Origin of the sequence: Haloterrigena alkaliphila (genome assembly GCF_017352155.2) — an archaeon.
GTDB lineage: Archaea > Halobacteriota > Halobacteria > Halobacteriales > Natrialbaceae > Haloterrigena > Haloterrigena alkaliphila.
The window spans coordinates 2,642,778-2,668,065 of record NZ_CP071462.1 but is presented as its reverse complement, the minus strand read 5'-3'; the positions used below and the strand labels follow the sequence as shown (position 1 = coordinate 2,668,065).

Annotated in this window: 27 protein-coding genes and 1 pseudogene; 16 read left to right on the top strand and 12 right to left on the bottom strand. The window is 66.6% G+C overall.

The annotated features are described in order from the left end of the window. Positions 1 to 15 precede the first annotated feature (15 nt). Positions 16 to 1,008 (bottom strand): ABC transporter ATP-binding protein, encoded by a 993-nt coding sequence (locus J0X25_RS31770; RefSeq protein ID WP_207287898.1) that lies wholly within the window; start codon positions 1,006 to 1,008, stop codon positions 16 to 18. A gap of 229 nt (positions 1,009 to 1,237) precedes the next feature. Between J0X25_RS31770 and J0X25_RS31765 the strand changes: the two genes are divergently transcribed. Both J0X25_RS31765 and J0X25_RS31760 read left to right on the top strand, forming a co-directional pair. Then, positions 1,238 to 2,329, top strand: coding sequence for a GNAT family N-acetyltransferase (locus J0X25_RS31765; protein WP_207287897.1), 1,092 nt, complete (start codon positions 1,238 to 1,240; stop codon positions 2,327 to 2,329). A gap of 104 nt (positions 2,330 to 2,433) precedes the next feature. Continuing rightward, on the top strand, positions 2,434 to 3,390 hold the full coding sequence (locus J0X25_RS31760; protein ID WP_207287896.1) for a TIGR03557 family F420-dependent LLM class oxidoreductase: 957 nt from the start codon (positions 2,434 to 2,436) through the stop codon (positions 3,388 to 3,390). 36 nt (positions 3,391 to 3,426) lie between these two features. On the opposite strand, the pseudogene J0X25_RS31755 reads toward J0X25_RS31760, so the two are convergent. Beyond that, positions 3,427 to 3,738 (bottom strand): annotated as a pseudogene (locus J0X25_RS31755) (cation:proton antiporter regulatory subunit); the annotation flags it as partial. A gap of 155 nt (positions 3,739 to 3,893) precedes the next feature. Here J0X25_RS31755 and J0X25_RS31750 point away from each other — a divergent pair. Genes J0X25_RS31750 through J0X25_RS31740 form a run of 3 tightly spaced genes read left to right on the top strand, consistent with a single transcriptional unit; the run spans position 3,894 to position 5,581 of the window. Beyond that, a complete protein-coding gene (locus J0X25_RS31750) occupies positions 3,894 to 4,139 on the top strand; it encodes an antitoxin VapB family protein (RefSeq protein WP_207287895.1) in 246 nt (81 codons plus the stop codon). Further along, the gene (locus J0X25_RS31745) at positions 4,136 to 4,525 is read left to right on the top strand and encodes a PIN domain-containing protein (RefSeq protein ID WP_207287894.1); all 390 of its coding nucleotides are present in this window, start codon (positions 4,136 to 4,138) and stop codon (positions 4,523 to 4,525) included. Before J0X25_RS31750 ends, J0X25_RS31745 begins: the two co-directional genes overlap by 4 nt. 51 nt (positions 4,526 to 4,576) lie before the next feature. Beyond that, the gene (locus tag J0X25_RS31740; protein WP_207287893.1) at positions 4,577 to 5,581 is read left to right on the top strand and encodes an aldo/keto reductase; all 1,005 of its coding nucleotides are present in this window, start codon (positions 4,577 to 4,579) and stop codon (positions 5,579 to 5,581) included. Positions 5,582 to 5,828: 247 nt separating this feature from the next. Here the strand turns inward: J0X25_RS31740 and J0X25_RS31735 are convergent, their stop codons facing one another. Beyond that, entirely contained in the window at positions 5,829 to 7,283 is a 1,455-nt protein-coding gene (locus tag J0X25_RS31735) for a heme o synthase (protein WP_207287892.1), read from the bottom strand. A 169-nt stretch (positions 7,284 to 7,452) separates the two neighbouring features. Here J0X25_RS31735 and J0X25_RS31730 point away from each other — a divergent pair, with 169 nt between their 5' ends. Further along, the gene (locus J0X25_RS31730; RefSeq protein WP_207287891.1) at positions 7,453 to 7,803 is read left to right on the top strand and encodes a DUF7410 domain-containing protein; all 351 of its coding nucleotides are present in this window, start codon (positions 7,453 to 7,455) and stop codon (positions 7,801 to 7,803) included. Positions 7,804 to 7,872: 69 nt separating this feature from the next. Here the strand turns inward: J0X25_RS31730 and J0X25_RS31725 are convergent, their stop codons facing one another. Next, a complete protein-coding gene (locus tag J0X25_RS31725) occupies positions 7,873 to 8,175 on the bottom strand; it encodes a DUF7111 family protein (RefSeq protein WP_207287890.1) in 303 nt (100 codons plus the stop codon). 129 nt (positions 8,176 to 8,304) lie between these two features. On the opposite strand from J0X25_RS31725, the gene J0X25_RS31720 reads away from it, so the two are divergent. Both J0X25_RS31720 and J0X25_RS31715 read left to right on the top strand, forming a co-directional pair. After that, complete coding sequence (locus J0X25_RS31720; protein WP_207287889.1) at positions 8,305 to 9,207, top strand: DUF3267 domain-containing protein; 903 nt, start codon at positions 8,305 to 8,307, stop codon at positions 9,205 to 9,207. 66 nt (positions 9,208 to 9,273) lie between these two features. Next, the gene (locus J0X25_RS31715; protein ID WP_207287888.1) at positions 9,274 to 9,579 is read left to right on the top strand and encodes a PadR family transcriptional regulator; all 306 of its coding nucleotides are present in this window, start codon (positions 9,274 to 9,276) and stop codon (positions 9,577 to 9,579) included. Positions 9,580 to 9,591: 12 nt separating this feature from the next. Here the strand turns inward: J0X25_RS31715 and J0X25_RS31710 are convergent, their stop codons facing one another. Both J0X25_RS31710 and J0X25_RS31705 read right to left on the bottom strand, forming a co-directional pair. After that, positions 9,592 to 10,737 carry an acyl-CoA dehydrogenase gene (locus J0X25_RS31710; protein ID WP_207287887.1) on the bottom strand — a complete coding sequence of 382 codons (1,146 nt, stop codon included), beginning with the start codon at positions 10,735 to 10,737 and terminating at the stop codon, positions 9,592 to 9,594. A 163-nt stretch (positions 10,738 to 10,900) separates the two neighbouring features. Beyond that, positions 10,901 to 11,542, bottom strand: a complete 642-nt coding sequence (locus J0X25_RS31705) for an SDR family oxidoreductase (protein ID WP_207287886.1) — start codon at positions 11,540 to 11,542, stop codon at positions 10,901 to 10,903. Positions 11,543 to 11,723: 181 nt separating this feature from the next. Between J0X25_RS31705 and J0X25_RS31700 the strand changes: the two genes are divergently transcribed. Further along, positions 11,724 to 12,770, top strand: a complete 1,047-nt coding sequence (locus tag J0X25_RS31700; protein ID WP_207287885.1) for a phytoene/squalene synthase family protein — start codon at positions 11,724 to 11,726, stop codon at positions 12,768 to 12,770. On the opposite strand, the gene J0X25_RS31695 is transcribed toward J0X25_RS31700, so the two are convergent. Further along, positions 12,771 to 13,028, bottom strand: a complete 258-nt coding sequence (locus tag J0X25_RS31695) for a DUF5789 family protein (protein ID WP_207287884.1) — start codon at positions 13,026 to 13,028, stop codon at positions 12,771 to 12,773. 97 nt (positions 13,029 to 13,125) lie between these two features. Continuing rightward, the gene (locus J0X25_RS31690; protein WP_207287883.1) at positions 13,126 to 13,980 is read right to left on the bottom strand and encodes a 3-hydroxyacyl-CoA dehydrogenase family protein; all 855 of its coding nucleotides are present in this window, start codon (positions 13,978 to 13,980) and stop codon (positions 13,126 to 13,128) included. A gap of 129 nt (positions 13,981 to 14,109) precedes the next feature. Between J0X25_RS31690 and J0X25_RS31685 the strand changes: the two genes are divergently transcribed. The 3 genes from J0X25_RS31685 to J0X25_RS31675 all read left to right on the top strand — a co-directional run bounded on the left by J0X25_RS31685 (position 14,110) and on the right by J0X25_RS31675 (position 16,677). After that, positions 14,110 to 14,868, top strand: coding sequence for a hypothetical protein (locus tag J0X25_RS31685; RefSeq protein WP_207287882.1), 759 nt, complete (start codon positions 14,110 to 14,112; stop codon positions 14,866 to 14,868). Between the two features lie 143 nt (positions 14,869 to 15,011). Further along, positions 15,012 to 15,806: a class I fructose-bisphosphate aldolase gene (locus tag J0X25_RS31680; protein WP_207287881.1), complete on the top strand. Its 795-nt coding sequence runs from the start codon at positions 15,012 to 15,014 to the stop codon at positions 15,804 to 15,806. 1 nt (position 15,807) lies between these two features. Further along, on the top strand, positions 15,808 to 16,677 hold the full coding sequence (locus J0X25_RS31675) for a class 1 fructose-bisphosphatase (RefSeq protein WP_207287880.1): 870 nt from the start codon (positions 15,808 to 15,810) through the stop codon (positions 16,675 to 16,677). A 28-nt stretch (positions 16,678 to 16,705) separates the two neighbouring features. Here the strand turns inward: J0X25_RS31675 and J0X25_RS31670 are convergent, their stop codons facing one another. Then, positions 16,706 to 16,960 carry a DUF8119 family protein gene (locus J0X25_RS31670; RefSeq protein ID WP_207287879.1) on the bottom strand — a complete coding sequence of 85 codons (255 nt, stop codon included), beginning with the start codon at positions 16,958 to 16,960 and terminating at the stop codon, positions 16,706 to 16,708. Positions 16,961 to 17,103: 143 nt separating this feature from the next. Next, complete coding sequence (locus J0X25_RS31665) at positions 17,104 to 18,276, bottom strand: hypothetical protein (RefSeq protein ID WP_207287878.1); 1,173 nt, start codon at positions 18,274 to 18,276, stop codon at positions 17,104 to 17,106. Positions 18,277 to 19,146: 870 nt separating this feature from the next. On the opposite strand from J0X25_RS31665, the gene J0X25_RS31660 reads away from it, so the two are divergent. Beyond that, positions 19,147 to 19,497 (top strand): DUF5658 family protein, encoded by a 351-nt coding sequence (locus J0X25_RS31660; protein WP_207287877.1) that lies wholly within the window; start codon positions 19,147 to 19,149, stop codon positions 19,495 to 19,497. 990 nt (positions 19,498 to 20,487) lie between these two features. After that, complete coding sequence (locus tag J0X25_RS31655; protein ID WP_207287876.1) at positions 20,488 to 20,682, top strand: hypothetical protein; 195 nt, start codon at positions 20,488 to 20,490, stop codon at positions 20,680 to 20,682. A gap of 25 nt (positions 20,683 to 20,707) precedes the next feature. Here the strand turns inward: J0X25_RS31655 and J0X25_RS31650 are convergent, their stop codons facing one another. Next, the gene (locus tag J0X25_RS31650; protein WP_207287875.1) at positions 20,708 to 22,096 is read right to left on the bottom strand and encodes an NAD-dependent succinate-semialdehyde dehydrogenase; all 1,389 of its coding nucleotides are present in this window, start codon (positions 22,094 to 22,096) and stop codon (positions 20,708 to 20,710) included. 89 nt (positions 22,097 to 22,185) lie between these two features. Continuing rightward, on the bottom strand, positions 22,186 to 23,502 hold the full coding sequence (locus J0X25_RS31645) for an RNA-guided endonuclease InsQ/TnpB family protein (protein WP_345778467.1): 1,317 nt from the start codon (positions 23,500 to 23,502) through the stop codon (positions 22,186 to 22,188). A gap of 38 nt (positions 23,503 to 23,540) precedes the next feature. Here J0X25_RS31645 and J0X25_RS31640 point away from each other — a divergent pair, with 38 nt between their 5' ends. Together J0X25_RS31640 and gdhB are read left to right on the top strand one after the other, a co-directional pair. Beyond that, the gene (locus tag J0X25_RS31640) at positions 23,541 to 23,684 is read left to right on the top strand and encodes a hypothetical protein (RefSeq protein ID WP_207287874.1); all 144 of its coding nucleotides are present in this window, start codon (positions 23,541 to 23,543) and stop codon (positions 23,682 to 23,684) included. A 145-nt stretch (positions 23,685 to 23,829) separates the two neighbouring features. Next, on the top strand, positions 23,830 to 25,104 hold the full coding sequence (gene gdhB / locus J0X25_RS31635; RefSeq protein WP_207287873.1) for a glutamate dehydrogenase GdhB: 1,275 nt from the start codon (positions 23,830 to 23,832) through the stop codon (positions 25,102 to 25,104). Positions 25,105 to 25,288 lie beyond the last annotated feature (184 nt).

Below are 25,288 nucleotides of genomic sequence, written 5' to 3'. Positions count from 1 at the left end.
GGCGTCGAGTTCGGATCACGCCGTCTCACCCGCGCGAGCGAGGTCCGATTCGTCCGCAGCGCCGTCACCGCTACCCCCCCGACCGGTCCGCTCGAGTTCCGTCCGGTCCGCCAGCGCCAGGTAGACGTCCTCGAGGTCGGGTTCGGCCCACGTCAGGCCGGTGTATTCGATTCCGCGGTCCTCGAGGTAGTCGACGACGGTCCCGATTTCGGCGGGATCGACGTCGCGGACGACGACCGTTTCCGACGGCCGGCCGTGACGGCGACCGGTCGCCGGGCGGTCGGCCGGATACTCGAGGTCGGCGAAGGCTTCGAGCGAGGCCGTCGTCTCGATTGTAAGCCGACTCGAGCCGCCGTGTTCGGCGACGAGTTCCGCGGGGGTGCCGCGGGCGACGACGGCGCCGTCGGCCAGCAGACCCACGCGGTCGCCCAGGCGTTCGGCCTCGGCCATGTCGTGGGTGGTGAGGACGACGGTCGTCCCGGCCGCGGCGAGGTCCTCGATCAGGCGCCAGACGGTCCGCCGGCCGGCGGGATCGATGCCGGTCGTCGGCTCGTCCAGAAAGAGGACGTCGGGGTCGTTGACCAGCGTGGAACCGACGCAGACGCGTCGTTGCTGGCCGCCCGAGAGGTCCTCGTACCAGGTGTCGCCGGCGTCCGCGAGGCCGACGTCGGCGAGGACGTCGTCGGGGTCGCGCGGATCGTCGTAGAGGCCCGCGTAGTACTCGAGGAGTTCGCGCGCGCTGAGGCGATCCGGCGGCGAGAAGTCCTGTGGCAGCACGCCGAGGCGGTCCCGGTCGATGGCCGTCGGCGACTCGCCGAGCACGCGTGCCGTTCCCGAATCGGGTTCGGTGGTCCCCGTCAACGCGCGGACGAGCGTCGTCTTTCCGGCGCCGTTCGGACCGATCAGCGCGAAGACCTCGCCGCCCCCGACGGCGATCGACGCCCCCGACAGCGCCGTCGTCTCGCCGTAGGTCTTCTCGAGAGCAGTCGCGTCGACTACGGCTGTCATACGGGCCGATTTCGGTCGGCCGGGCGTAAGGGGTTCGGTTTGCCGTCACGGACGGTCTCGTCCCCCGGACTTAACGGCCTGATTCGCCGGCGTTCCCGGAAGTAGGAGGTGTTTACTCGCCGCGTTTTCGTCGGTACGGAACGAGAGAAAACCGGTTTCAGTCGTTCGTATCATGCTATTGACTGATGTATCCCCTTAACGAAGGATTGTTCCGTCGATTTCCGATCGAATGGCGCTCGAGACACAGACGGATAGTTCGGACGAGTACAGCGTCCGGACGTTCGATTCGGGGGATCGCGAGGGAATTCTGACGCTGTTCGAGACCGAGTGGGGTACTCGGCCGAGCACCGAGTGGTTCGACTGGAAGTACGTCGACGATCCGTACCTCTCGCACGTTCCGATCACGCTCGCCGAACGGGACGACGAGATCGTCGCCGTACAGGGATACGTGCCCTGTCGGCTCCGCCGCGGTGCGGACGTTGCCCTGGCGCTCAAACCGGTCGACGCGGTCGTCCACCCCGATCACCGTCGACAGGGGCTGTACTCTCGGATTACCGAACTGGGGATCAGTCGCTACGAGGATCGAGAGTCGGCGTGTTTCTTCAATTTCCCGAACGGCGCGTCGCTGGGCGCACAGGAGAAACTCGGCTGGTCGGAAGTAACGGTCGTGTCGACGTACAACCGGGTACAACGGCCGGGCAGCGAGCTTCCGGACGAAATCGCCTCCGGGCCGATCGAGCGGGTGACGAACGCCGCCTCGCGGGGCGGACTTGAGCTGTGCGATCGACTCGCACCCTTCGACGGAACGTACGACATCAAACGGTACGCATCGCCGCCGCCGGACCTCCTCGAGTCGATCTACGAGTCGGAGGTCCCGCGAGCGTTCCACGCCTACCGCGAAGCGCAGTACTACCGCTGGCTGCTCGACGCACCGTCCCTCGACCACACCGCGTACGTGGCCACCCGCGACGACCGTCCCGTCGCCGCGCTCGTCACGCGGTCCGATGGCGGGGACGTGATCATCTTCGATTCGCTTCCGCTGGGCGCGAACCACGACGCGTTCGCCGATCTGCTCGCGGCGGTCGTCTCCGACAACGAGGACGCGGACGTGCTGTCGGTGACCGATCAGACACTCTCGCCGTCGCTGCTCGCCCGCCACGGATTCGTCAGCGACGGGATGCCGGTCGTCTCGCGTTTCAGTCGGCCCACGTACATGGCGGTGCGGCCGCTCTGGGGCGACGACGAGTCGGCGCCGTTCTCCAGACGAGAACTCGTCGACGCGGACAACTGGTGTCCCTCGTTCCTCGAGGTGAAGGATTAGCGACGCCGTGGGGCCGTCCGGTTCCGCTCCGATCGCTGCTCGGCCGCGTTTCTTGCCCTCGCAGGGTGAACCATTAGGCGCCGAATTGTGGTAGCGGTCGGGGAATGACCGACATCGGTTACACCCTCTCGAGCGAGGAGCACGTCCCGACCGAACTCGTCGATATCGCCCGCCGGGCCGAGGAGGCGGGCTTCGACTTCCTCTCCATCTCCGACCACTTCCACCCGTGGGTCTCCGCGCAGGGCGAGTCGCCGTTCGTCTGGTCGACGCTGGGCGCGATCGCCACCGAGACCGACGACATCGAGGTCGGCGTCGGCGTCACCTGCCCGACGATCCGAATTCACCCGGTCAACGTCGCCCACGCCGTCGCCACCGTCGACGAACTGTTCGGCGACCGGTTCACGTTCGGCGTCGGCACCGGCGAGAACCTGAACGAACACGTCACCGGAGAGCGCTGGCCGGAACACGACGTCCGCCTCGAGATGTTAGACGAGGCGATGGACGTGATGCGCCAGCTCTGGACCGGCCAGACGACGAGCCACCACGGCGAGCACTACACGGTCGAGAACGCCCGCCTCTACACCTGTCCCGACGAGCAGCCGACGACCATCGCGAGCGCCTTCGGCCCGCAGACCGCGGAGTGGGTCGCCGAGACCGCCGACGGGCTCTGGTGTTCCGGCCCGAAGGGAGAGCCCGTCGCGGCCTACGAGGACGCCGGCGGCGACGGTCCGAAATACACCCAGCTGCACGGCTGTTACGCCGAAACCGAGGAGGAGGCGATCGAGACGATCTACGAGCAGTGGCCCAACGGCTCGATTCCGGGCGAACTCGGGCAGGAGCTGCCGACGCCGGCCCACTTCGAGCAAGCGGCCCAGCTGGTCGAAAAGGAGGACATCGCCGAGGCCGGGACCACCACCGAACCCGACCCGCAGGCTCACATCGACAGCATCGAACAGGCGATCGACGCCGGCTACGATCACGTCTATTTCCACCAGATCGGGGACGAGCAGGAACTGGCGATCGAGTTCTACGAGGAGGACGTGCTTCCGTCGTTCGACTAGCCCTCGAGGCGGCCCCAGCGCTGACTCGAGGCGGGTTCAGCAGGCCAGCGAGACGAACCGGTTGATCGCCTCGTCGTCGCCGGCCACGATCAGCACGTCGTCCGTGCGAACGACGAACTCCGGACCGAGGTCGGTCAGCAGCTCCCCCTCGCGTTCGACCGCGACGACCGTACAGCTGGTTCGCGCCCGCAGGTCGACCTCACCGAGGCTCCGGCCGGCAATTTCGGGGGCCGTCGTCCGGACGAGTTCGAACTGCGTCTCGGGCGTGAGGATCTCCTCGTCCTCGATCAGCACGGAGGCGAGCATCCGCCCGGTGACCGTCGACAGCGAGAGGACGTACTCGGCGCCACCAGCGGTTCATTGCCATATCGTGACCGATGAACCGCCATGTAGCTTCGGAAGCTGCCGTCGCTCGTCCGGACCCCTTCTTGACGGAGAGCACGATTGGTCACTCGTGATACCGCAGTAGATTTTTAGGATACACGTACGTACATGTACACATCATGGGGACGAAGACGATCTCGTTAGCAGACGACGCGTACGAACGACTCCGTGCGGAAAAGCGCGAGAACGAGAGTTTCAGTGACGTCGTTCGGCGCCTGACAGCGGGCGCTTCACTCGAGGAGTACTACGGAGCGTTGAGCGACGAAACGGCGGACGAACTCGAAGCAATCGTTTCACGGCGCCGGAACGAGCGAACGAGCGAACAGCGAGAACGAGTCGAACGAATCGTAGACGCGCTCGAATGATCCTCGATACGTCGTTTCTCATCGACACACTTCGAGGTGAGGAGACGGTCGAAGAAGCTGTCCGGACAGTCGACGAGCGCGGTACTGCACAAGTGAGTTCGATCACAGTGATGGAACTCTGGGAAGGCATTCACCTCGCGGATTCGTCCGATCACGAGCGAACAGTAGTGGAAAATCTGCTCACGGACGTTCGAGAACTCCCGTTCGATCGCGAGTGTGCGACGACTGCCGGAGCGATCAACGCCACACTGCAACGGGACGGCGCTCCGATCGAGGACGCTAACGTGATGATCGCCGCCACCGCTCTCGTCCACGACGTCCCGATCGTGACGAACAACGTCGCCCACTTCGACCGAATCGACGACCTCGAGATCCTCACGTACTGATCGATCGCCGCTTCCCCATCCGTTTTGCCGCTCGCGGGCGAATCCGCGCTCATGGAGTACACCACGCTCGGCAACACGGGCACGACCGTCTCGAGGCTCTGTTTCGGCACCTGGCGCTTCGCGAAGGAGAGCGGCGGCACCGTCGAAACCGACCGCGAGGAGGCCCACGACCTGCTCGACGCGGCGTGGGAGCAGGGCATCAACTTCATCGATACGGCCAACGTCTACGGCGATCCCAACGGGACCAGCGAGGAGTGGATCGGCGAGTGGCTCGCGGACCGCGACGTTCACCGCGAGGACGTCGTCATCGCCTCGAAGGTCTACTTCCCCTTCGACGGCCGGGGCGAACCCGGTCCGAACGACTCCGGGCTGGGGCGCAAGCACATCCGGGCCCAGATCGAGGGGACCCTCGAGCGGCTGGGAACCGACTACCTCGATCTGTACTACATCCACCGCTGGGACGAGGACACGCCGATTTGGGAGACCATGCAAACGCTCACGGAACTCGTCCGCGAGGGAAAAGTCCGCTATCTCGGCGCCTCGTCGATGGCCGCGTGGCAACTGACGAAGGCGCTGTGGACCAGCGACGTCGAGGGACTCGAGCGGTTCGACGTCACCCAGCCGATGGTCAACGCGGTCCAGTACGACGAGGTGGGCGACTACCTCGACGTCTGTGCCGATCAGGATCTCGCGGTCTGCCCGTATTCGCCACTCGCGGGTGGATTCCTCACCGGCAAGTACGACCGCACCGAAGACGGCGGGGTGGAAGCGCCCGACGGTTCGCGGGGCAGCCTCGACGAGATGTTCGACGAGTACTACGTCAGCGAGCGGGCCTGGGACGTCCTCGAGGCCGTCGAGTCGGTCGCCGACGAGGTCGGCGCCACGCCGGCGCAGGTCTCGCTGCGCTGGCTGATGGACCAGGACCGCTTCACGTGCGTGCCGATCGTCGGCGCGCGGACGCCCGAGCAACTCGAGGAGAACGTCGGCGCGGTCGAGATCGATCTCGACGAAGCGCAGTTCGAGCGGATCGACGCGGCCCGAAGTTCGAACGAGTGAGGATTACTGATCGACTCGAAACCGCCGCTCACACTGGGGGCTAGGGATCCCACGTCCTCCCCAACCGATTCGCTCGCTGCGCTCGCTCATCCCTCGCGCGACGGTGCGTCGTGACTCGCTGTTGGCTCGTCACGACCCAGCGCGCGCCACCGCACCGTCCGGTCGGTTCGGAGCGGTACGGCGTCCACTACACTGGAAGAATAACGCACAATAACGGGGACTCGAGCGATGGTCCCGGCCGTTCGAATCAGAACGGGGCGCCAGTCAGCACGAGCGCGTCGACCAGCACCGCGACGAGGACGGCCCCGAGGAAGGCGTTCGAGGCGTGAAACGAGCGGAACGCAGCGGCCTCGGTCTGCTCGAAGTGGAGCCTGACGGCGGTCCAGAGGAAGATGCCGCCGAAGACGACCACCGTCGCGGCGTACAGCGCGCCGAGGTCGGTGATCCAGGCCAGCGCGACCGTCGACACCAGCGTCGCCGCGAGGTAGTAGACGATCTGCTTTCGCGTCTCGGTCTCCCCGCGGACGACGGGCATCATCGGGAACCCGCCGCGGGCGTAATCGTCCTTGTACGCCAGCGCGAGGTTGTAGAAGTGCGCCGGCGTCCAGAGGAAGATCACGCCCGACAGCGCGAGCGCCGGCAGTCCGATCTCGTTGGTCACGGCCGCCCAGCCGATGAGCGCGGGAAGCGCGCCGGCGATCCCGCCGATGACCGTGTTCTGGACCGTGTTCGGTTTGAGGACGACCGTGTAGACCACGCTGTAGAACACGATCGCCGTCAACCCGAGCGCGGCGGCCAGCCGGTTGATCGTCAGGAAGACGCCGACCGAGGCGACCGTCAGCAGGCCGCCGAAGGCCAGGGCGTTTCGAACGGGGATCAGGTCGGTCGCCAGCGGCCGATCCGCCGTCCGGGACATCTTCTGATCGACGTCGCGCTCGAGGACGTGGTTGAACGTCCCCGAGGCGCCGATGGCGAGGACGCCGCCGCCGAGCGTGGCGACGATCGTCGCGGGCGTCAGCGCGGGCCCGGCGGCCAGCGCCATCCCCGCGGCGGCGACCAGACAGAGCAGCCACATCAGGCGCGGCTTCATCATCTTGAAATAGGCGAAGGCGGTCAATCGAGCGCGCTCGAGGCCGCCGGAGGGAAGGGAGCGACCGGCCTCGGCGTTCTCGACACCGGCCGCCGAATCGGGTGCGAGGGGTTCGGGCTCCGGCATCGTGTCGTCCTCGCTGCCGGTCGCGAGTTCGAGGTCCCAGGCGAGCGCGAGCACGACGGCCCCGAAGATGGCGAGGCCGAGGCCGAGGTGGAGGCCGGGAACGATCGCCGCGGGACCGGAAAGCGCCGTGACGGCGCCGACGCCGACCTGCAGGACGTAGAGCACCGCCGCGGTGACGAGCGTCGTCCGCACGCGTCCGGAGACGTCGCCGAGGACGGCGGTGACGGCCGTCGCGGCGACGAGCAGGCCGACGACGACGGCCGCGATCCGGTGACCCCACGCGACGGCGAGTTGCGTCTGGTTCAGCGGATCGACCGGGGCGTGACAGGTCGGCCACGTCGAACACGCCGCGGCCGCGTTCGTCAGCGACGTCGTGGCACCGACGAGCAACAGGAGGTAGACGCCCAGCGCGGTCGCTGTGAGCAGTGCAGCGAAGCGCTGTCGGGTGCCGATCGGACGGGGAAACGACGGGGATTCGGTTGCCACGGCTATTCTCGTATGGATCGTTCGACTCCGCGTATTTATGGTTCCCGCTTTTTCCCATCGGGCGAACGGATCGCCCGACTCGATGGCCCTCGGCCGACGATACGGACACGGGTACGATACCTGAGACGTTGGAGAGGATCCTTTAGCGAGGACGGTGTATCGTCGACCGATGTCCGCATCCGACCGGCGACGGGAGTCCGCCGACTCGCCGCGGCGGGAAGCCGACGGATCGCCGACTGAACGCGCGTCGGCGGTCGACGAGCGTCCGGCGGTCGCCGTCGGAGCCGACGAACCGGCCGCGCGCTGCCCCTACTGCGGTCTGCCGTTCCACGAGGAGCGACTGGAGACGCTCCACCGGGGACTCGAGCACCCCGCATCGCTCTCGGATCGCGAACGCGCCGCGTTCGAACGCGCCTATCGCGAAGAGGATGCCGACGTACGCCGATTCCGCCTGCTGGCGCTCGGAGCGGTGGTACTCTGTTACTTCTGCCTGCTGTTCGTCTACGCGGTAATACTCTGACGGCCGACGGTCGTCGGCTGCGAGCCGTCGTCGACTACGAGCGAGGGCAGCTCGAGCCCTCCAAGTCCGTTACATGCCCATGTCTTCGGCCGCCGCGGGTATCGGAAGATCGCGTGGGGCGACCCCCAGCAGCTCCGCGGCGTGGTCCAGCGCCATGTCGAAGCCGTAGTAGCGCTCGAGTTCGTCGCCGTCGACCGTCGGCCGTACCTTCAGCATGGCGTACCCCTCGCGGTTCTGTGCGATCGCGGCGGTCGCACCCGATCGGGGCGCCGCGGTGTCGTCGATCGCCTCGAACGCGAGGCGTCGTTCGGAGTCGGTCTCGTCGTACCGCGCCGCGATGCCGTTCGCCGCGGCCGTTCGCTCGTCGGTCATGGCCGGTACTCGGCGGTCGAGGACCGGGAAACTATCGGTTTCGTCGGATCCGACGACTGGGACGACCCGACCCCGCCTCGAGCGTCCGGAATCGGTACCGATTTTTCGGCTCCCTGTGAGGAGGCGACCGTGAGCCGGGAGCCCGCTACCGACCGACTGATCGCTCAGTTCCGACGGACGCGGACGGTCGCGATCCAGTGGGTCGTCGGCTCCGCGATCGGCTTCTTCGCCGCCGCCTACGCGTTCGGTCACGTCCTCGCGGTGATTCGGGGGACCTCGCTCGAGCCGATCGTCATCCCGGCCTTCTCGCCGCCGGACGTCGGCGTCTGGCTCGTCGCCTCGCTGGGGCTGGCCGCGCTGGTCGTCGTTCCCCACGAACTGCTCCACGGGGCCGCCATGGCCCGGTACGGCGACGATCCCGAGTACGGCGTCGGCGTCTCCCACTTCGTCCTGCCGTACGCGTACGCGAAGTCGGAACGGGAGGAGTACACGCGAAACCAGATGCTCGTCGTCACGCTGGCCCCGTTTCTGGGACTGACGGCCGTCGGCCTCGTCGCGATGGTCGTCTACCCCTCGCCGCTGGTCGTCGTCGCGCTGGCGGCCAACGCCGCCGGCTCGATCGGCGACCTCTGGATGGCCGCGGTCCTCCTGCAGTACCCCAGTGACGTCCGGGTGGCCGGCCTCCCTCGCGGGGCGGGCCAGGGCTTCGGCGTCTACGGCTCGAGCGAGGACGACGCCGGGCGACGCCCGGGAATGCAACTCCTCGCGCCCGCCGTCTCCGGCGCGGTGGGGACGATCGCGATCCTCTCGACGGCGTTCGCGGCGGCGGTCTTTCGCTCGCTTGCCGTCGGCTCCGGCACCGTCGTGGTCGGCGACCCCGCCGGCCGCTGGCTGCTCTTCAGCCACGAACGCCACGCCGCTGGAGCGGTCCACCTCGAGATCGGCGGACTCGCGCTGCTGACCGTCGCGGTTGCCGGCGGCCTCGCGTGGGCGCTTGTCGTCGCGGGCTATCGTGCGCTCGCCGAGTCGTGATCGGCGACCGGACCCCTCGAGCGGGAAACCGTAACGCTCGAGCGGGGGCGACGCCACGACTGGGATATGACCAAGTGGCTCCGGAGCGGCCGCCGCCGCGACATCTGTTTCCTGCTGGCCGCCGCGGAGGACGGCGAACTGCGCAGCCAGCAGCTGAAGTCCCGTCTCGAGTCCCACTACGACGACCACCTCGATCCGAAGTCGTTCTACGGGTCGCTGTCGGCGCTCGAGGACGCAGGGTTCGTCGAGAAGCGAACGGCGGGGATCCACGACGTCTACGCCCTCACCGAGGGCGGCCGGCGGCGGGTCCGAGAGCACTACGAGTGGGTGCAGGACTGTTTCGAGGGAGAGACGGATCGCTCGAAGCGGTGATCGACGGCCGGCTTATTCCTCGAGCAACTGGTCGCCGATCGTGTTCCGGAGCACCTCGCTGGTGCCCTCGTAGATCTCGTTGAGTTTGGCGTCGCGGTAGAACCGCTGGGCGGCGAAGTCCTTGGTGTAGCCGTAGCCGCCGTGGATCTGGATGCCCTCGTTGGCGACCTCGCGGCTCACTTCGGAGGCGTAGAGTTTGGCCTGCGAGGCGTCCTTGATGTAGTTCTCGCCGCGGATCTTCTTGTCGGCGGCCTTGTGCATCAGCATCTTCGCGGCCTGGATCTTCGTATCCATGTCGGCCAGTTTGTGCTTGATCGACTGGAACTCGCCGATGGGCTGGCCGAACTGCTCGCGTTCGTTCGCGTAGTCGCGGGCCTCCTCGAAGGCCGCGCGGGCGATGCCGACGCCCCGAGCCGCGATGGTGATGCGGCCGCCGTTGAGCGTCTTCAGCGCGTGGACGAAGCCCTCGCCCTCCTCGCCGAGCCGTCGCGATTCAGGGATCCGCATCTCGTCGAACCGGAGTTCCGCGGTCGGACAGCCCTTGTCGCCGAGTTTCTCCTCAGTTCCTTCGACGATGAAACCGTCGTCCTCCTCGGGCCGAACGATGAAGGAGGTGATGCCCTCGTTGCCCGCCTCGGGGTCGGTCTTGGCGAACAGCGTGACCGTGTCGGCCACGGAGCCGTTCGAGATCCAGAGCTTACCCCCGTTGACGACGTATTCGTCGCCGTCCTTCTCTGCGGTGGTGTCCATGGCTGGCACGTCGCTTCCGGCTCCCGCTTCGGAGAGCGCGAACGCGCCGATGTCTCGCCCCTCGGCCAGCGGCGTGAGGTACTCCTCCTTCTGCGACTCGTCGCCGAACTCGTAGAGCATGTTCCCCGCCAGCGAGGTGTGGGCGGCGACGATGGTTCCCAGGCCGCCGGAGCCTCGGGAGATTTCCTCGAGGCCGATGGCGTAGGAGTGGTAATCCAGCCCGGCGCCGCCGTACTCCTCGGGGAAGGGCATCCCCATCAGCCCCAGGTCGCCCATCTCGCTCACGAGGTCGGCCGGAAACTCGTCGTCGTGGTCGATCTCCTGGGCGACCGGGACGACCTCCTCGTCGACGAACTCCGAGACCATCTCGCGGATCTGTTCCTGTTCGGCAGAGAGTGAAAAGTCCATGCTCGAGCTATCGGGACCCGCGTTGTTAGTGGTATCGTTCCGTGCGGCCGTTTCTGGACCTGGGAGTGCGAAATAAGTGCGGGTGCTGAGGACCGACGAACGTCGAAGTGGCGTCGCCGGCAGTCGCCGAATCGGAACGGCCGACACGGGTGACCAGCGACGATCAGTTCGGAGCGATCGTCGCGAGCGCTTCCTGAATCGGCTCGTCGCCCGAGAGGAGCTCGAACGTCTCCCCGACGAGTTCGTCGTGGTCGAGCGCGGCCACGAGCGTTCGGGCGACGTCCTCGCGGGGGATGTCGCCGGCGTCCAGCCCGATGTCGTCCCCGACTTCGACCGTGCCGGTCCCCGAGCCGTTCGTCAGTTCGCCGGGGCGGACGATGGTGTGGTCCAGACCGCTCTGCCGGAGGTACTCGTCGGCCTCCGCTTTGGCGGTCAGGTAGTCCTCGAGCGCGTCGGGGCCGGACTCGGGGTCGTCGGCGCCCATCGAACTGAGCATGACGAACCGATCGACGCCCGCGTCCTCGGCGGCGTCGATCAGATTGATCGCGCCGTCGCGGTCGACGCCGAAGACGTCGTCACCGCCGGAACCGGCGGCGAAGACGATCGAATCGCAGCCCTCGACGGCGTGGTCGACGTCCCCGGTCAGGTCCGCGACGACCGGCTCGGCACCCAGCGATTCCATCTCGTCGGTCTGGTCCTCGTCGCGGACCATCGCTCGCGCCTCGTGTTCGCCCGCGCCGAGCAGTTCCGTGACGTGCTGTCCCACCTGTCCGTGCGCGCCGGCGATGAGTACGGTTCGGGTCACGGCCGCGGGTTGGCCCTCGGCGCGCTTACGGATTCGGGCGGGAGGCGCCGGGTCGGGGCGAGCGTTACCGTCTCGAGACCGGGTCGACGGCTCGATGTCGGGAGTGAATTCGACGACTGGACGGAAGAATGCGCCGAGACCCGGGTGTTTTTCCGGTCTGGCGCCCAAATGCAGGCAGTAGATGACCACGGGCCAGTCCGGATCACAGACCGACGCCGACCTCGAGTGGTGTTACGATGCGGTTCACGGCGTTTCGCGGACGTTCTCGATAACCATCGACCGACTCGAGGAACCGATGGCGAAGCACATCTGTCTGGGGTATCTCCTCTGTCGAGTCGCAGACACGATCGAAGACGCGGGGCACATTCCGCCGGCGACGCAGACCGAACTGCTCGCGACGTACGACCGCGTGCTCGACCCCGACGCGGACGAGACCGTCTCGGGATTCATGGACGACGTCGAGCCGTGGCTCCCCGACGAGCGCACCGACGACTGGGAGGTCGTCGCGCAGACGCCCCGCATCGTCCGGACGTTCGAATCCCTCGAGGAGGGCCCCCGCGAGATCATGCGCGACCCCGTCCGGGAACTCGTCGACGGGATGGCGATGTTCACCGACCGCTACGCCAGCGAGGGCGGTCTCCGTCTTCAGACACTCGAAGAACTCGAGGAGTACTGCTGGTACGCCGCCGGCACCGTCGGGACGCTCATCACGGGACTGGTCGCTCGCGGCGCGTCCCCGGATCGCGCCCGCGAGATGCAACAGAACGCCCGTTCGTTCGCCCTGCTCTTGCAACTGGTCAACATCGCCAAAGACGTCTCCTCGGACTACCGGGAGGAGAACAACGTCTACCTACCCGCCGAGTGGCTCGAAGACGAGGACGTCGACGTCGACGCCGTCACCGACGAGACCAGCCACCGCGGCGTCACGAACGTCATCAAGCGGGTGACCGGCCGAGCCGAGACGTACCTCGACGACGCCCAGCGCTACCTCGAGGTCGTCCCCGAGACCCACGGAAACCGGCTCTCGGCGTGGGCGATCCCCTACCTGCTGGCGGTCGGAACGATGCGCGAACTCCGCGAGCGACCGGAAGACGTCATCCGCGAAGGCGACGTGAAGGTCTCCCGCGAGGAGGTCTACGCGCTCCTCCAGACGTTCGAGGAGGGAGTGCCGCGGTCGCACCTGGCGGACCTCCGCAAGGAGATGTCGGAGAAGCCGCTACACCAGTGACTATCCTTCGCCCTCGGACTGGTAGGGCTCGCCGACGGCGCGTCGGGGGAGCAGGTTGAACACTTCCGACTCCAGATCGTCGACCGACGAAAACTCGTCGCCGCCCGACTCGGCGACGAGGTCGCCGAGGTTCTGCTCGCCCTCCGCGAGGATCAGCGTCACGTCGTCGTAGCGCTCTGCAGCCGCGTCCCGAGCGATCGGATAGTCGAGTTCCTCGAGCACCGGCTCGATGTCGTTGAGGTGGACGTCTCGGCCCATACCGGTGCGTTCGGCCGCAACCCGCTTACACCTACGCATGCGTCAGCTCCCGTGACGATCGCTCTCGTGACGATCGTCCGTACCGTCGGCGCGGTCGTCAGTCGTACTCGTAGAATCCCGTGCCGGTCTTCTTCCCGAGGTCGCCGGCCTCGACCTTCCGCTTGAGGAGGTAGGCGGGCTTGTAGCGGTCGCCGAGTTCCTCGTGTAGCGTCTCGGAGGCGTGCAGACAGACGTCCAGTCCGATGTGATCGGCGAGCGTCAGCGGCCCCATCGGGACGTTCGTCCCGAGTTCCATCCCCGCGTCGATGTCCTCCTTCGTGGCGACGCCCTCGTCGAAGGCGCGAATACCCTCGTTGATCCACGGCATCAAGATCCGGTTCGTGACGAAGCCGGGTTTGTCGTCGGCCTCCCACGTGGTCTTGCCCAGTTCCTCGGCGAGGTCGTGGGCCAGTTCAGTGGCCTCGTCGGTCGTCTTCTCGCCGACGACCACCTCGACGCCCTCCATGATCGGGACGGGGTTCATGAAGTGGAGGCCGATCACGCGCTCGGGGTGCTCGAGGTCAGCCGCGATCGAGGTGATCGAGAGCGTGCTCGTGTTCGTCGCGAGCAGGACGTCGTCGTCGCAGACCCGCTCGAGGTCGGCGAAGACGTCTTGCTTGATCTCGAGTTCCTCGAGCGCCGCCTCGACCACCAGATCGCAGTCGGCGAGGTCGTCGATAGCCGTCGTCCCCGCGATTCGGTCGCGGATGGTCTCCGGGTCCTCGTCGAGGGCATCTCGACTTTCGAGGCGGCCGAGGCTGTCGTCGATGGTCTCGAAGCCGTTCTCGACGAACTCGTCCTCGATGTCCCGCATCACCACGTCGTAGCCGGTGGTCGCGGCGACCTGTGCGATGCCGCTGCCCATCGTGCCCGCGCCGACGACGCCGATCCGCTCGAGTTCCGTGCGAACCATACCCCCGTTTCGCGGGACGCCGCCGTAAGGATTTGCGTCTCCATCGCCGTGCTGGAGCGGTTATCACGTCCACCGCGAGGACAAGTTTCAAGAAGAGTGGGTGAGAGCTACCCATAACCGGTGAATCGCGTGAGCAAGAACGAGGTCGTCAGCGAAACGGGAGCGAACCGAGGGAGCGACGCCGAGGGCGACGAGAGCGACGGCGGTGGCACCGAACCCGTCGATATCGGGATCGGGATCGCCGTCGAGATCGACGCCGACGCCCTCGAGGCCGTCGACGACGCCGACACCGACGTCGTCGAACTCGAGTTCGACGAGGCCGAACTGCTCGAGGCCGACGTCGCGTCGCGTCGCGACGCCGGCGCCGACGGCCAGCGGATCGAAGCCGACCAGCGGGACCGCCTCGAGGCGGTCGACGTCGACCCCGACGCCGTCGCGGCCAAGGAGTACTCCTACCGGATGTTACTCGACGCCGGCGTCGACGAGTCCGACGCCGACGCGCTCCGGCGACAGTTCTCGCTGCCGTGGTCGTTCGACGGCGACGGCGACCTCGAGCGTCGCTCGAGCGAGGTCCGCGGACTCGGCGACGCCGAGCGCGAGTGGATCGCCGTTAGCGGCGACGAGCGCTGGCAGTCGTTCGACTACGAGCACTCGCCCCTCGCGGCGGTCAGTCGCGAGCGCCCGTCCGAACGCCCGTATCCGAAGCCGACTCCCGTGACGGCCGTCACCGGCGTCGGCCCGGACGACGCCGACGAACTGGCCGAGGCCGGGGTCCGCTCGGCGGAGCGGCTGGCGACGGTCAGCGCCTTCGCGGTCGCCAACGCCCTCGGTCTGGACGTCCTGCACGTCCGGACGTGGCGACACAACGCCCGGGAGATGCTGGGCTGACTGACCGCCGCGCATTACGACTCACTGCAGCGACAATATCGAGTCTCCCGATACGGTTGTCAGGCTCGTTTACTACTCGAGTACGGAATTTCGATAATCCGGACCATCAGAGATATATAGCGGCCTAGTGGACCGTCTAACAGATGATTCCGATCGACGATTCCCCGATCGTCCGCGACGGTAAGTCACTGATTCTCGCGATGGACCACGGGTTAGAGCACGGACCGACCGACTTCGAGGAGGTTCCCGAGAAGCTCGATCCCTCGACGGTCTTCGAGACGGCGACCCACGACGCCGTCACCGCGATGGCCGTCCAGAAGGGGATCGCCGAGGGCTACTACCCCAGCTACGAGGACGACGTCAACCTCCTGCTGAAGGTCAACGGGACCTCGAACCTCTGGATGGGCGAGTACGACTCGGCGGTCAACTGCTCGGTCGACTACGCGGCCGAGATCGGCGCCGACGCCATCGGGTTCACCCTCTACGGCGGTTCGAACCACGAGGTCGAGATGGCCGAGGAGTTCCGCGACGTCCAGGAGGACGCCCGCGAGCACGACCTGCCCGTCGTCATGTGGTCGTACCCGCGCGGTCAGGGGCTCAAGAACGACACCAAACCGGGGGTCATCTCCTACGCGACTCGACTCGGCCTCGAGCTGGGCGCGGACATCGCGAAGGTCAAGTACCCCGGCGACGCCGAGGCGATGGCCCACGCCTGCAAGTCCGCCGGCGACATGAAGGTCGTTATGTCGGGCGGCTCGAAGACCGACGACTACGAGTTCCTCTCGACCGTCGAGGCCGCCGTCAACGCCGGCTGCTCGGGACTGGCCGTCGGCCGCAACGTCTGGCAGCGCGAGAATCCCACGCAGATCCTCGACGCCCTGGAGAAGGTCATTTACGAGGAGGCGACCGCCGACGCCGCGCTCGAGGCCACGGAATAGGATGACGGTGTCCGATCCAGTCGTCGAGAGCGTCGTCGCGACGATCAGCAGATCGGCGACCGAGATCAGACAGGGCCTCATCGGCCGGCGCGGCGCCGTCGACGAGGAGAATCCCAGCGGCGAGACCCAGATGGAAGCCGACGTCTGGGCCGACGACATGCTCCGCGAGCGCCTCACGGCCATCGACGGCGTCGGCCAGTACGCCAGCGAGGAGCGCCCCGAGGTCGAGGACTGCGGCGGTGATCCGGCGGCCGGCGACGCCTACGCGGTCGCGGTCGACCCGCTGGACGGCTCCTCGAACATCAAGTCCAACAACGCGATGGGGACGATCTTCGGCGTCTACGACGACGCGCTGCCCGCCCGCGGCGAGACGCTCGTCGCGGCCGGTTACGTCCTCTACGGACCGATCACGACGATGGTGCTGGCGACCGAGGAGACCGTCTCCGAGTACGAGATGACCGGCGGGGAGCGGCAACTCATCGAGCGCGACGTCACCCTGCCCGCGGATCCGGTCGTCTACGGCTTCGGTGGTCGCGTCCCCGACTGGCCGGCGGATTTCGAAACCTACGCCCGCGAGATCGAACAGGAACTCAAACTCAGGTACGGCGGTGCGATGATCGCCGACGTCAATCAGGTACTCACCTACGGCGGCGTCTTCGCGTACCCCGGCCTCGAGTCCCGTCCGGAGGGAAAACTGCGCCTCCAGTTCGAGGGGAACCCAATCGGCTACGTCGTCGAACGCGCCGGCGGCCGCTCCTCGGACGGTACCGGGTCGCTGCTGTCGGTCGACCCCGACGCGTTACACGACCGGACGCCGGTCCACGTCGGGAACGAGGGCCTGATCGACCGACTCGAGGACGCACTCGAGTGAACGCCGGCGACGACCGATTAGTCTGCGATCACGACGACTCCGACCCGTCTCCGCCGTCGGACCGCCCCCACGTCGCCGTCACGGTGACGTACCCGCCGACGCCGACCACGAGCAGCGCGTAGAACGCCCAGCGGGGCCACGCGGTCTCGAGGAAGGCCAGCGTCAGGAAGACGACCCAGACGGTGACGACGAACAGGTCGAGAGCGAGTCGAACGACGGTGCTCACGACGCCGCGGACGGTGCGTCCGAACCGGCCGGAACGCGATGTATTATCGGTTACCATTGATCGAGGAGAAGGGACTACCAGTCGGTGCTTGGCGATGGTTGTGGGACGGTCGTCGGCGCGTGTTGGATGATAGTTGGTGCGCGTTGGACGCCCGTCGATACTCGCGGAACGAGCGTGGTCGACCGTCCGTCGGGAGTCGGTCAGAAATGATAGCCATGCTCCTCCGTGATTTTGTAGGCGGCGACGCCCCAGACGTAGCTCTGCCCGGGCCACCAGGTGCGGGCGTTGTTGAACCCCGCGACGAGGACGTCGCGGTCCTCGCCCTCGGGATCGCTGTGAAAACTCACCGACCCGCTGTCGCCGTCGGTCAGGTCCATCTCTCCGCCCCAGCGGATCTGTCCGTAGCGACAGAAGTCGTCGGTAAAGCAAGTGACCGCGTCGATGCCCTGGATCTTCCCGGTCGTGTGGCCGGTCACCGCGCCGACCTTCTCGAGTTTCTCGCCTCGAGCGACGAGGTCGGCGAGTCCCAGTCGGGTGAACTGACCGCGGACGCGGGCCGGCGACGGCGAGTCGATGCTGTTGGAGGGAGCGGTGCCGCCGTACGGCGCCACCGCGGCGATGTCCTCGGTCGGATGGGCGTATTCGACGGCGCCCAGATCGACGGTCTCGGCGTTTTCGACCGGGAGCGATAGCTGGTCGCGGGACGGTGTGGCTCCGCCCGCGAACGCGTGTTCGGCCGTCACGAAGAGCTCCTGTCGAGACGACGGATCGTACAGCGCGGGGCCGAGCGTCGCGATGCTCTCGGCCGTCTGGCAGGCGACGCCGCTCGGGACGTCGTCCATCGACACCGAGCCGGCGAGCCGCGGCTCGAGGTCCTCGGGACCCTCCTCGATGTCCTCGACGTCGATGATCGTCTCCATCTGGAGCGAGACGCCCTCGAACAGCCCCTCGACCGTCTCGCGGATGGATTCCGCGTCGGTAGAGACGCCGACGGAGACGGTGGCGGTGGCGCTCTCGTAGGACCCGGGGACGACCGCACTGCCGAGGTAACCGGTAAACGCCGTCCGCGCCAGGCGCTCGTTCAGTTCGAGGGCTTTCTCGACGGCGGCGTACCACTCCGCTGGGACGTATTTGACGCGTTCTTCGATCGACCACGGATCGTCGGGGTCCGAGCGAACGAGCCCGGTCACGATCGGGACCTCCCCGTCGCCGGCCGCGAGGAAGTCGTCGACGCCGAGGAACTTGGCCACGCCGAGCGCGTAGCCGCCGGTAACCAGGGTCCGGAGAAATTCGCGACGGTCCATCCCTGCGTCGATCCGGTCACGAAGCGTCGCGAGCCGGTGGACGAGATGCTCGTTATGTGTGCGTTCCATGCCCCACTGGCGGGTTCTGCTCTCGAGTTCGCTCCGTGACGCTAAAGCTAATGTTCACGTACACGGAGGGGCCGATCTGGACTGTATACTCCCACGAAATCGTCGAAAGCGGTTGTGCCTGCAGTTGCCACCGGCTCCTCGCGGCCTCGCGCGGCGAAATCGGGGACGCACCGGACCGGTGAGATGCGGTCGGCGACGGGGTAGCACTTGTCATCCCCGATATAATAGCTGTACGACTGAACGCGAGCATTGGTGTCGATCGACCGTCCAGCATACGATGTCTCCGTGCTGGTGACCACGGAGGCAGTATATCCGAGCGGGTCGCGTCCCACGACACGCGATCCTCCTCATCCCCTCGTGGCGAGCTCCAACGATCAGTGGTGATCGGACGCGCCCCGCTCTCTCCTCTCCCCTCTCTCTGTGCCCCACTTTCCTGAGCGACTGACTCGCAACACAGCGGAAGCCAGGATTGCGCGACTCGAGTCGAGCCCTGCAGTTATGGACTGATTTCGGACGGTTCCACCGACGTCGTTCGGCCCGAGCGACGCCCTGCGTTCCGGAGTCCTCGCACAGGGCATCCTCCATCCATCGGCTCTCCGTCGTGTCAGCACCGGCTCCGTCGAGTCAGCACCGACGCGAACGTCCGAACTCGATCGATTCCGGCGCGTCCCGATGGCGACTCGAGTCCGCCGTCCGCTCGACCGAGCGAGCACGGTAGTGTCGTTTTACGGTGGTTACCTCGCTGGACGACCGACCGAGCGCCGCCTATGGCTGCCATAACAATACCCCGAGCGGCGGTACCGTGGCGTGCTTGTCGCACGCTCCCGACGGTCGCCGCGGCTGGGCCGGTTCGACTCCGGCAGGGGGTCTATGAGCTCCGATGGCGCGTATCCGCAGTTCGAGCTCCCGTTCGATCTCTCGCCGACCACCCTCGAGCGCGCCCTGTGGGTGGTCGTCGCGCTCTCCCTGGTCGCCGACGTCATCACGACGTTCGTCGGCCTCCACCTGGGGTTGGCCGAATCGAACCCGGTCGCTCGGAGCGCGATCGAGGGACACGGGCTGGCCGGCATGCTCGTGTTGAAGGCGGCCGCCGTCGGTATCGCCCTGGTCTGTCGACCCATCCTCCCCACCGCCTACCGACCGATCATCCCTGCCGGGCTAGTGGTTCCGTGGACGATCGCGGTCTGCATCAACGTCTACACGATCTCGAACGTGCTGTAGTGTTCTCCGAAGGGGTCATCCGCGCACACCTCGAGCGGCCGCAAGGCGTTCCCTCCGCTGGGACTCGATCTATCCACTGGGACTCGAGGGCGCGAGACCCTCTCGGAGACGTCTCCGCCGGGACTGTGAGACGTTTCGTCTGTGCGGTCGAAAGTTCGACTCGGACTGCCCGACTCGTAATCCGGCGTGCGGTGGCGCGCGCTGGCGGTGCGCCTGAGTACTGCGAAGGCGCGCCGGAAACGACGTGCGAGGGCTTCGCGGGCGCAGCGAGCGAATGGCTCGGAAGACGCGAAGCGGCTTCCGGTGGATGAGCGAACGAGTAGCGCGGGACCTCCGGTCCCGCGAATCATGCGAACGGGCGCTTCGCGCCCGTGAGCAGACGGAGTGAGTGAGCGAATCGGCTGGGGAGGATATGGCCCTCCTAGTTGCCACGATTGCAGGACGCTCTGTGTGTCCTCGGTCGTCCCGATTCTCCCGTTCATTCGCCCGGTATCGATCGACGTGCTCGAGGAGAATTACAGTGGAGACAGAGCGAAAGCCCACGTATTCAGTTGTGGGAGAAGTCAGATCGAGTAAGCGTCCTGCTATCGTGGCAGCGGGGATTTCCACAATCCTCCCCAGCCGATTCGTTCGCTCACGGCTCGCTTCGCTCCCGCTCGCTCACTCATCCCTCGCACGAGTCTGGCCGCTGGCCTCGCTATCGCTCGTCCAGCCGCCAGCGCGCGCCACCGCACGTCGATTGCGTCATCGGCGGGACGGAGACCAGCGCACGCGACGGATCAGCAGTCGCCAGCGGTCATCAGTCGCTCGAGGCCCCCGGCCCGACGTTTCACTCAACCGATGCCGTTCCGATTTCACTCCCCAGATACCTTGATAACGATTGACGTGGTACCGGGAACTGACCCCGTATATGAGGGGGCACGTGCTCGAGGCGGCGACGCAGCGAGGACCGGATCGTGATCGACCCACGACGGGACCAGTACGAGATCGATGCCACTGCCACCCGAACCGATGTTGCTGTACGTGATCGTCAGTACGGTCGGCTACGCGCTGCTGTGGCGGTGGTGGTGGAGCGCGATCGAGAACGGCGACGTCGAACTCAGCTACTCCGAGGACGGACTCCGCGACGTCGGGGAGTCGGACCGATTCCGCGACGACGCGGAGATCCGGTTCCGCGACGAGTAGCAGTACCCTCCCCTCACTCCTCCCTTCAGGTTTCCTCGCCGGCGTCCCGCTGGACCCAGATCGTCTTCGTATTGACGAACTCGCGAATGCCGTCGCGGGCGAGTTCGCGGCCGTAGCCCGAGTCCTTTACGCCGCCGAAGGGCAGTCGGGGATCGGACTTGACGAGTTCGTTGACGAACGCGAGGCCGGACTCGAACTGCCTGGCGACTCGCTCGCCGCGCTCGAGGTCCGCGGTCCAGACGCTGGCGCCGAGGCCGAACCGGGTGTCGTTGGCCTTCTCGATGGCGGCTTCCTCGTCGGGCACGCGGAACACCGTCGCCACGGGACCGAACAGTTCCTCCTGATCCGCGGGCGCGTCTTCGGGGACGTCGGTGAGGACGGTCGGCGGGTAGAAGGCGCCGTCGCGGTCCATCGGCTCGCCGCCGAGTTTGCACTCGCCGCCTGCCTCGAGGGTCTCCTCGACCTGCCCGTGGAGTTCTTCCATGAGGTCTTCGCGGGCCTGCGGCCCGATGTCGGTCTCCTCGTCCATCGGATCACCGACGGTCTGGGCGTCCATCTCCTCGACGAAGCGCTCGACGAACTCGTCGTAGACCTCGTCGACGACGACGAACCGCTTGGCCGCGATACAGGACTGGCCGTTGTTGATGAGTCGCGCCTGGACCGCCGTCTCGACGGTCTTGCCCATCGGGGCGTCCTCGAGGACGACGAACGGATCGCTGCCGCCGAGTTCGAGGACGCTCTTTTTGAGTTCGCTGCCGGCGGTCTCGGCGACCGCGCGACCCGCCCCGTCGCTCCCGGTGAGGGTGACGCCCCTGATTCGGTCGTCGGCGATGACGTTGTCGATCTCGCTGGAACTCATCAACAAGGACGTGAACGCGCCCTCCGGGAACCCGGCCTCGCGGAACACGTCCTCGATCGCCGTGGCACAGCCGGGGACGTTCGAGGCGTGTTTCAGCAGGCCGACGTTACCCGCCGCGAGGTTGGGCGCGGCGAAGCGGAACACCTGCCAGAAGGGGAAGTTCCAGGGCATGATCGCCAGAATCGGTCCCAGCGGCTGGTAGGCGACGACAGTCCGCGCGTCGGGTTCGCCCGCGACGACCTCGTCGTCGAGGAAGTCGGCGGCGTGTTCGGCGTAGTAGTCGCAGACCCACGCGCACTTCTCGACCTCGTCGCGGGCCTGCCCGACGGGCTTGCCCATCTCCTCGGTCATCAGTTCGGCGAACTCCTCGCTCCGGTCGCGGAGGACGTCCGCCGCCGCCGAGAGCAACCCCTGGCGGTGCTCGACGGGCGTCTCGCTCCACTCCTCGAAGGTCTCGGCCGCCCGCTCGAGGCGATCCTCGCGGTCCTCGCTCGAGGTCTCGTCGAAGGTGTCGACGACCTCTCCCGTCGCCGGGTTGGTACTTTCGATAGACACGCGGATGACGACTACGCCGAGGGGCTTCAATCAGGGGGCTTGACATCCTCCCACCCATAAAGGATGGGATTCCTCCGGTGAGATGTTGGCTATGCCGTACCTACGGAGGCAAGTTTCCCGTCGTCGGTACTCCGGTTTGTGCGCTCCTCGTTGGGACTGGCCCTCTCGGGAGAGCGTGGTGACTCCGACCAGTTGTGGTCGTCCCACTTGAGGCGTACGGGCCGTGCCATCGACCCCACTCCCAGATTTGTGCCAGCCTGCCGTTCGAGGAACGTCCGCGAAGCGTCGAGGTCGGCGTGTCCCTCGTAGCCACACGAACACCGGAACACATCGCCGTTCCGGTCTGTATCGTCGCGCTCGCCACACGCCGGACACTCCGCCGTCGTGTACGCTTCCGACCGCACCTCGATCCTGATACCGTACTCTTCGGCGGTCGTAGCGAGCCTGTCGATGAACGAACGGTACGCCCAGAACTGGTGCGTCTTCTCGTTCACCACTGTACTCCAGTGTTCTGACAGCACGTCCGTGAGGTCGCCCACGTACATCGTAGCGACACCTTCGTCGTACAGTCGCTCGATAAGGTCGCGCACGAGCGCGTCCCGTGCGTGGTCGCGGCGTCGCGTTCGCTTGCGATACAGGCGTCGGATCCGGCGACTGCTGTACCGGCCCTCCCGGAGTTTCGACTGCAACCGGGCAATTTCTCCGGTGGTTTCGCGGAATCGGGCGAACAGGTCGCGCCCCTCGTAGAGGTACTGCTGACCGGTCGTAGTGGTACAAGCGACGAGGTTGTTCGCGCCCACGTCCAGCGCGGCTTCTTCCAAAGCCAGTGGTGAATCCTGTCGAGAATCGGGTACGGTGACAGGCTGAATGGCTCTGAACGTGTCGTCTACCTCGTCGTAGTACAGTTCCAACCGGCCCTGCTCGCCGTCCCACTTCGGGTGGCCAGTGACTTCGAGGCGCAGACGGTCGTGGTAGCCAAGGCCGTACTCCTCTTTCAGGTCTTGGCCGACGGGGACTTCGAGTCGGCTCCGCTCGCCGGTTTCGAGGGTGTACTGGTCGTTGCGGAGGTACGTCCGCAACTCCCGCCCCTCGTCCTCGTTGCCCCAGTAGCCCGGCGGGGCGGTGTCCTCACCACCTTCTCGAGTAGCGAAGAACGACCGCCATGCCTCGCTGTTCTTGCGGATGACTTGTTGGGCGGTGGCGGAGCCGAGGACGCCGACGTACTGCTTGCGGTAGTCGGCGGTGTCCCACACCGATTCGCCGTCGAAGAAGTTTTGGCGACGTTCGTAGGTAAGTTCGTTCCACAGACTGGCGGAGGCGTCCAACAGGTCGCGGAGCAGTTGCTCGTCCTGCGTGGAGAGCGGGCGCACCGCGAACGTGTTGGTTCGCCTCACGACAACAGACATTTACAGTTCTACGTCCAAATGTCTTTTGGACATAGACGATGCGACCGAACATCGACATCTCGCACACGTTGAACGGGCGCGTGAAAGACTACGCCGAACAGCAGGACGTGACCCTCGAAGAAGCCTATCGGGAAATTATCGAAGCGGGGTTGGAAGCGGTGGAACATCCAGACGAGCAATAGCGCGTGGATTGCCGAGCCATGCTGTCGCTTACACTCACCCCTGAAGGGGTGGGCTTCCGCTCGCTACGTGTCAGTAGACGAGTGCAGTGCCAAGGGTTTTGCCCGGCCTCCGGGAAGAGTACGCCACGATCCGCCCGATTCTACCATGACAGTCGCCGACCAGCAGTCCGAACCCGAGTCGGAGAGCGCGGTCGAAACAGCCCGTCGCCAGCTCGAGCGCGCCGCGGCCCATCTCGACGTCGACGAGGGGATCGTCGAGCGACTGCGCTACCCGACGAGCGTCCACCGGGTGACGGTCCCCCTCGAGCGCGACGACGGCTCCCGCGAGATGTTCACGGGGTATCGCGCCCACCACGACAGCGTCCGCGGGCCGTACAAGGGCGGACTGCGCTACCATCCGGAGGTGAGCGAAGACGAGTGCGTCGGGCTCTCGATGTGGATGACCTGGAAGTGCGCGGTGATGGACCTCCCCTTCGGCGGCGGCAAGGGCGGCGTCGTGGTCAACCCGAAAGAACTCAGCGCGGAGGAAAAAGAGCGGCTCACCCGCCGTTTCGCGGAGGAACTGCGGCCCGTGATCGGCCCGATGAAGGACATCCCCGCGCCGGACATGGGAACCGATCCGCAGACGATGGCGTGGTTCATGGACGCCTACTCGATGCAGGAGGGCGAGACGACCCCCGGCGTCGTCACCGGGAAGCCGCCGGTCGTCGGCGGCTCCTACGGTCGCGAGGAGGCGCCGGGACGGAGCGTCGGCATCATCACGCGCGAGGCGATGGAGTACTACGACTGGGACGTCGAGGAGACGACCGTCGCCGTCCAGGGCTTCGGCAGCGTCGGCGCCAACGCGGCCCGCTACCTCGACGACCTCGGCGCGTCCGTCGTCGCCGTTTCGGACGTCGACGGCGCCGTCTACGATCCGAACGGCCTCGACACCTCCGACGTCGAGGACCACGACGAGCGGCCGGGGATGGTCTCGGGCTACGACGCGCCCGAGACGCTCACCAACGAGGAACTGCTCGAGCTGGACGTCGACGTGCTCATCCCCGCCGCCATCGGGAACGTCCTGACCGGCGAGAACGCGCGCGACGTCGACGCCGACATGATCGTCGAGGGCGCCAACGGGCCGACGACCACCACGGCCGACCGCATCTTCGCCGAGCGAGGGGTTCACGTGATCCCCGATATCATCGCCAACGCCGGCGGCGTCACCGTCAGCTACTTCGAGTGGCTCCAGGACATCAATCGCCGGAAGTGGTCCCTCGAGCGCGTCAACGAGGAACTCGAGACCGAGATGTGTCAGGCCTGGGCCGACGTCCGCGGGGAGTACGACGCCCGAGACGTGACCTGGCGCGACGCGACCTACATCGTGGGCCTCGAGCGGGTCGCGGCGGCACACGAGGCGCGAGGACTCTGGCCGTAAGTCGGTTCGACGACGGATGGAGTCGGGATCGGAAATACGCGGGCCACCCCCACCCCCGATTCAGAGTGAAACGGTGGCGAACGGACCGGACGGATACGTCGATGAGAGAATCGATTCGACGGAAGAGATTTGATTCGACGAGAAAGATCCGATTCGACGAGAGAGATTTGATTCGACGAGAAAG

What these genes read in the sequence shown, in the direction of transcription:
- J0X25_RS31770 (WP_207287898.1), bottom strand. Translation starts at nt 1,008, where the DNA reads ATGACAGCCGTAGTCGACGCGACTGCTCTCGAGAAGACCTACGGCGAG.
- J0X25_RS31765 (WP_207287897.1), top strand. Translation starts at nt 1,238, where the DNA reads ATGGCGCTCGAGACACAGACGGATAGTTCGGACGAGTACAGCGTCCGG.
- J0X25_RS31760 (WP_207287896.1), top strand. Translation starts at nt 2,434, where the DNA reads ATGACCGACATCGGTTACACCCTCTCGAGCGAGGAGCACGTCCCGACC.
- J0X25_RS31750 (WP_207287895.1), top strand. Translation starts at nt 3,894, where the DNA reads ATGGGGACGAAGACGATCTCGTTAGCAGACGACGCGTACGAACGACTC.
- J0X25_RS31745 (WP_207287894.1), top strand. Translation starts at nt 4,136, where the DNA reads ATGATCCTCGATACGTCGTTTCTCATCGACACACTTCGAGGTGAGGAG.
- J0X25_RS31740 (WP_207287893.1), top strand. Translation starts at nt 4,577, where the DNA reads ATGGAGTACACCACGCTCGGCAACACGGGCACGACCGTCTCGAGGCTC.
- J0X25_RS31730 (WP_207287891.1), top strand. Translation starts at nt 7,453, where the DNA reads ATGTCCGCATCCGACCGGCGACGGGAGTCCGCCGACTCGCCGCGGCGG.
- J0X25_RS31725 (WP_207287890.1), bottom strand. Translation starts at nt 8,175, where the DNA reads ATGACCGACGAGCGAACGGCCGCGGCGAACGGCATCGCGGCGCGGTAC.
- J0X25_RS31715 (WP_207287888.1), top strand. Translation starts at nt 9,274, where the DNA reads ATGACCAAGTGGCTCCGGAGCGGCCGCCGCCGCGACATCTGTTTCCTG.
- J0X25_RS31710 (WP_207287887.1), bottom strand. Translation starts at nt 10,737, where the DNA reads ATGGACTTTTCACTCTCTGCCGAACAGGAACAGATCCGCGAGATGGTC.
- J0X25_RS31700 (WP_207287885.1), top strand. Translation starts at nt 11,724, where the DNA reads ATGACCACGGGCCAGTCCGGATCACAGACCGACGCCGACCTCGAGTGG.
- J0X25_RS31695 (WP_207287884.1), bottom strand. Translation starts at nt 13,028, where the DNA reads ATGGGCCGAGACGTCCACCTCAACGACATCGAGCCGGTGCTCGAGGAA.
- J0X25_RS31690 (WP_207287883.1), bottom strand. Translation starts at nt 13,980, where the DNA reads ATGGTTCGCACGGAACTCGAGCGGATCGGCGTCGTCGGCGCGGGCACG.
- J0X25_RS31680 (WP_207287881.1), top strand. Translation starts at nt 15,012, where the DNA reads ATGATTCCGATCGACGATTCCCCGATCGTCCGCGACGGTAAGTCACTG.
- J0X25_RS31675 (WP_207287880.1), top strand. Translation starts at nt 15,808, where the DNA reads ATGACGGTGTCCGATCCAGTCGTCGAGAGCGTCGTCGCGACGATCAGC.
- J0X25_RS31670 (WP_207287879.1), bottom strand. Translation starts at nt 16,960, where the DNA reads ATGGTAACCGATAATACATCGCGTTCCGGCCGGTTCGGACGCACCGTC.
- J0X25_RS31665 (WP_207287878.1), bottom strand. Translation starts at nt 18,276, where the DNA reads ATGGAACGCACACATAACGAGCATCTCGTCCACCGGCTCGCGACGCTT.
- J0X25_RS31660 (WP_207287877.1), top strand. Translation starts at nt 19,147, where the DNA reads ATGAGCTCCGATGGCGCGTATCCGCAGTTCGAGCTCCCGTTCGATCTC.
- J0X25_RS31655 (WP_207287876.1), top strand. Translation starts at nt 20,488, where the DNA reads ATGCCACTGCCACCCGAACCGATGTTGCTGTACGTGATCGTCAGTACG.
- J0X25_RS31645 (WP_345778467.1), bottom strand. Translation starts at nt 23,502, where the DNA reads ATGTCTGTTGTCGTGAGGCGAACCAACACGTTCGCGGTGCGCCCGCTC.
- J0X25_RS31640 (WP_207287874.1), top strand. Translation starts at nt 23,541, where the DNA reads ATGCGACCGAACATCGACATCTCGCACACGTTGAACGGGCGCGTGAAA.
- gdhB (WP_207287873.1), top strand. Translation starts at nt 23,830, where the DNA reads ATGACAGTCGCCGACCAGCAGTCCGAACCCGAGTCGGAGAGCGCGGTC.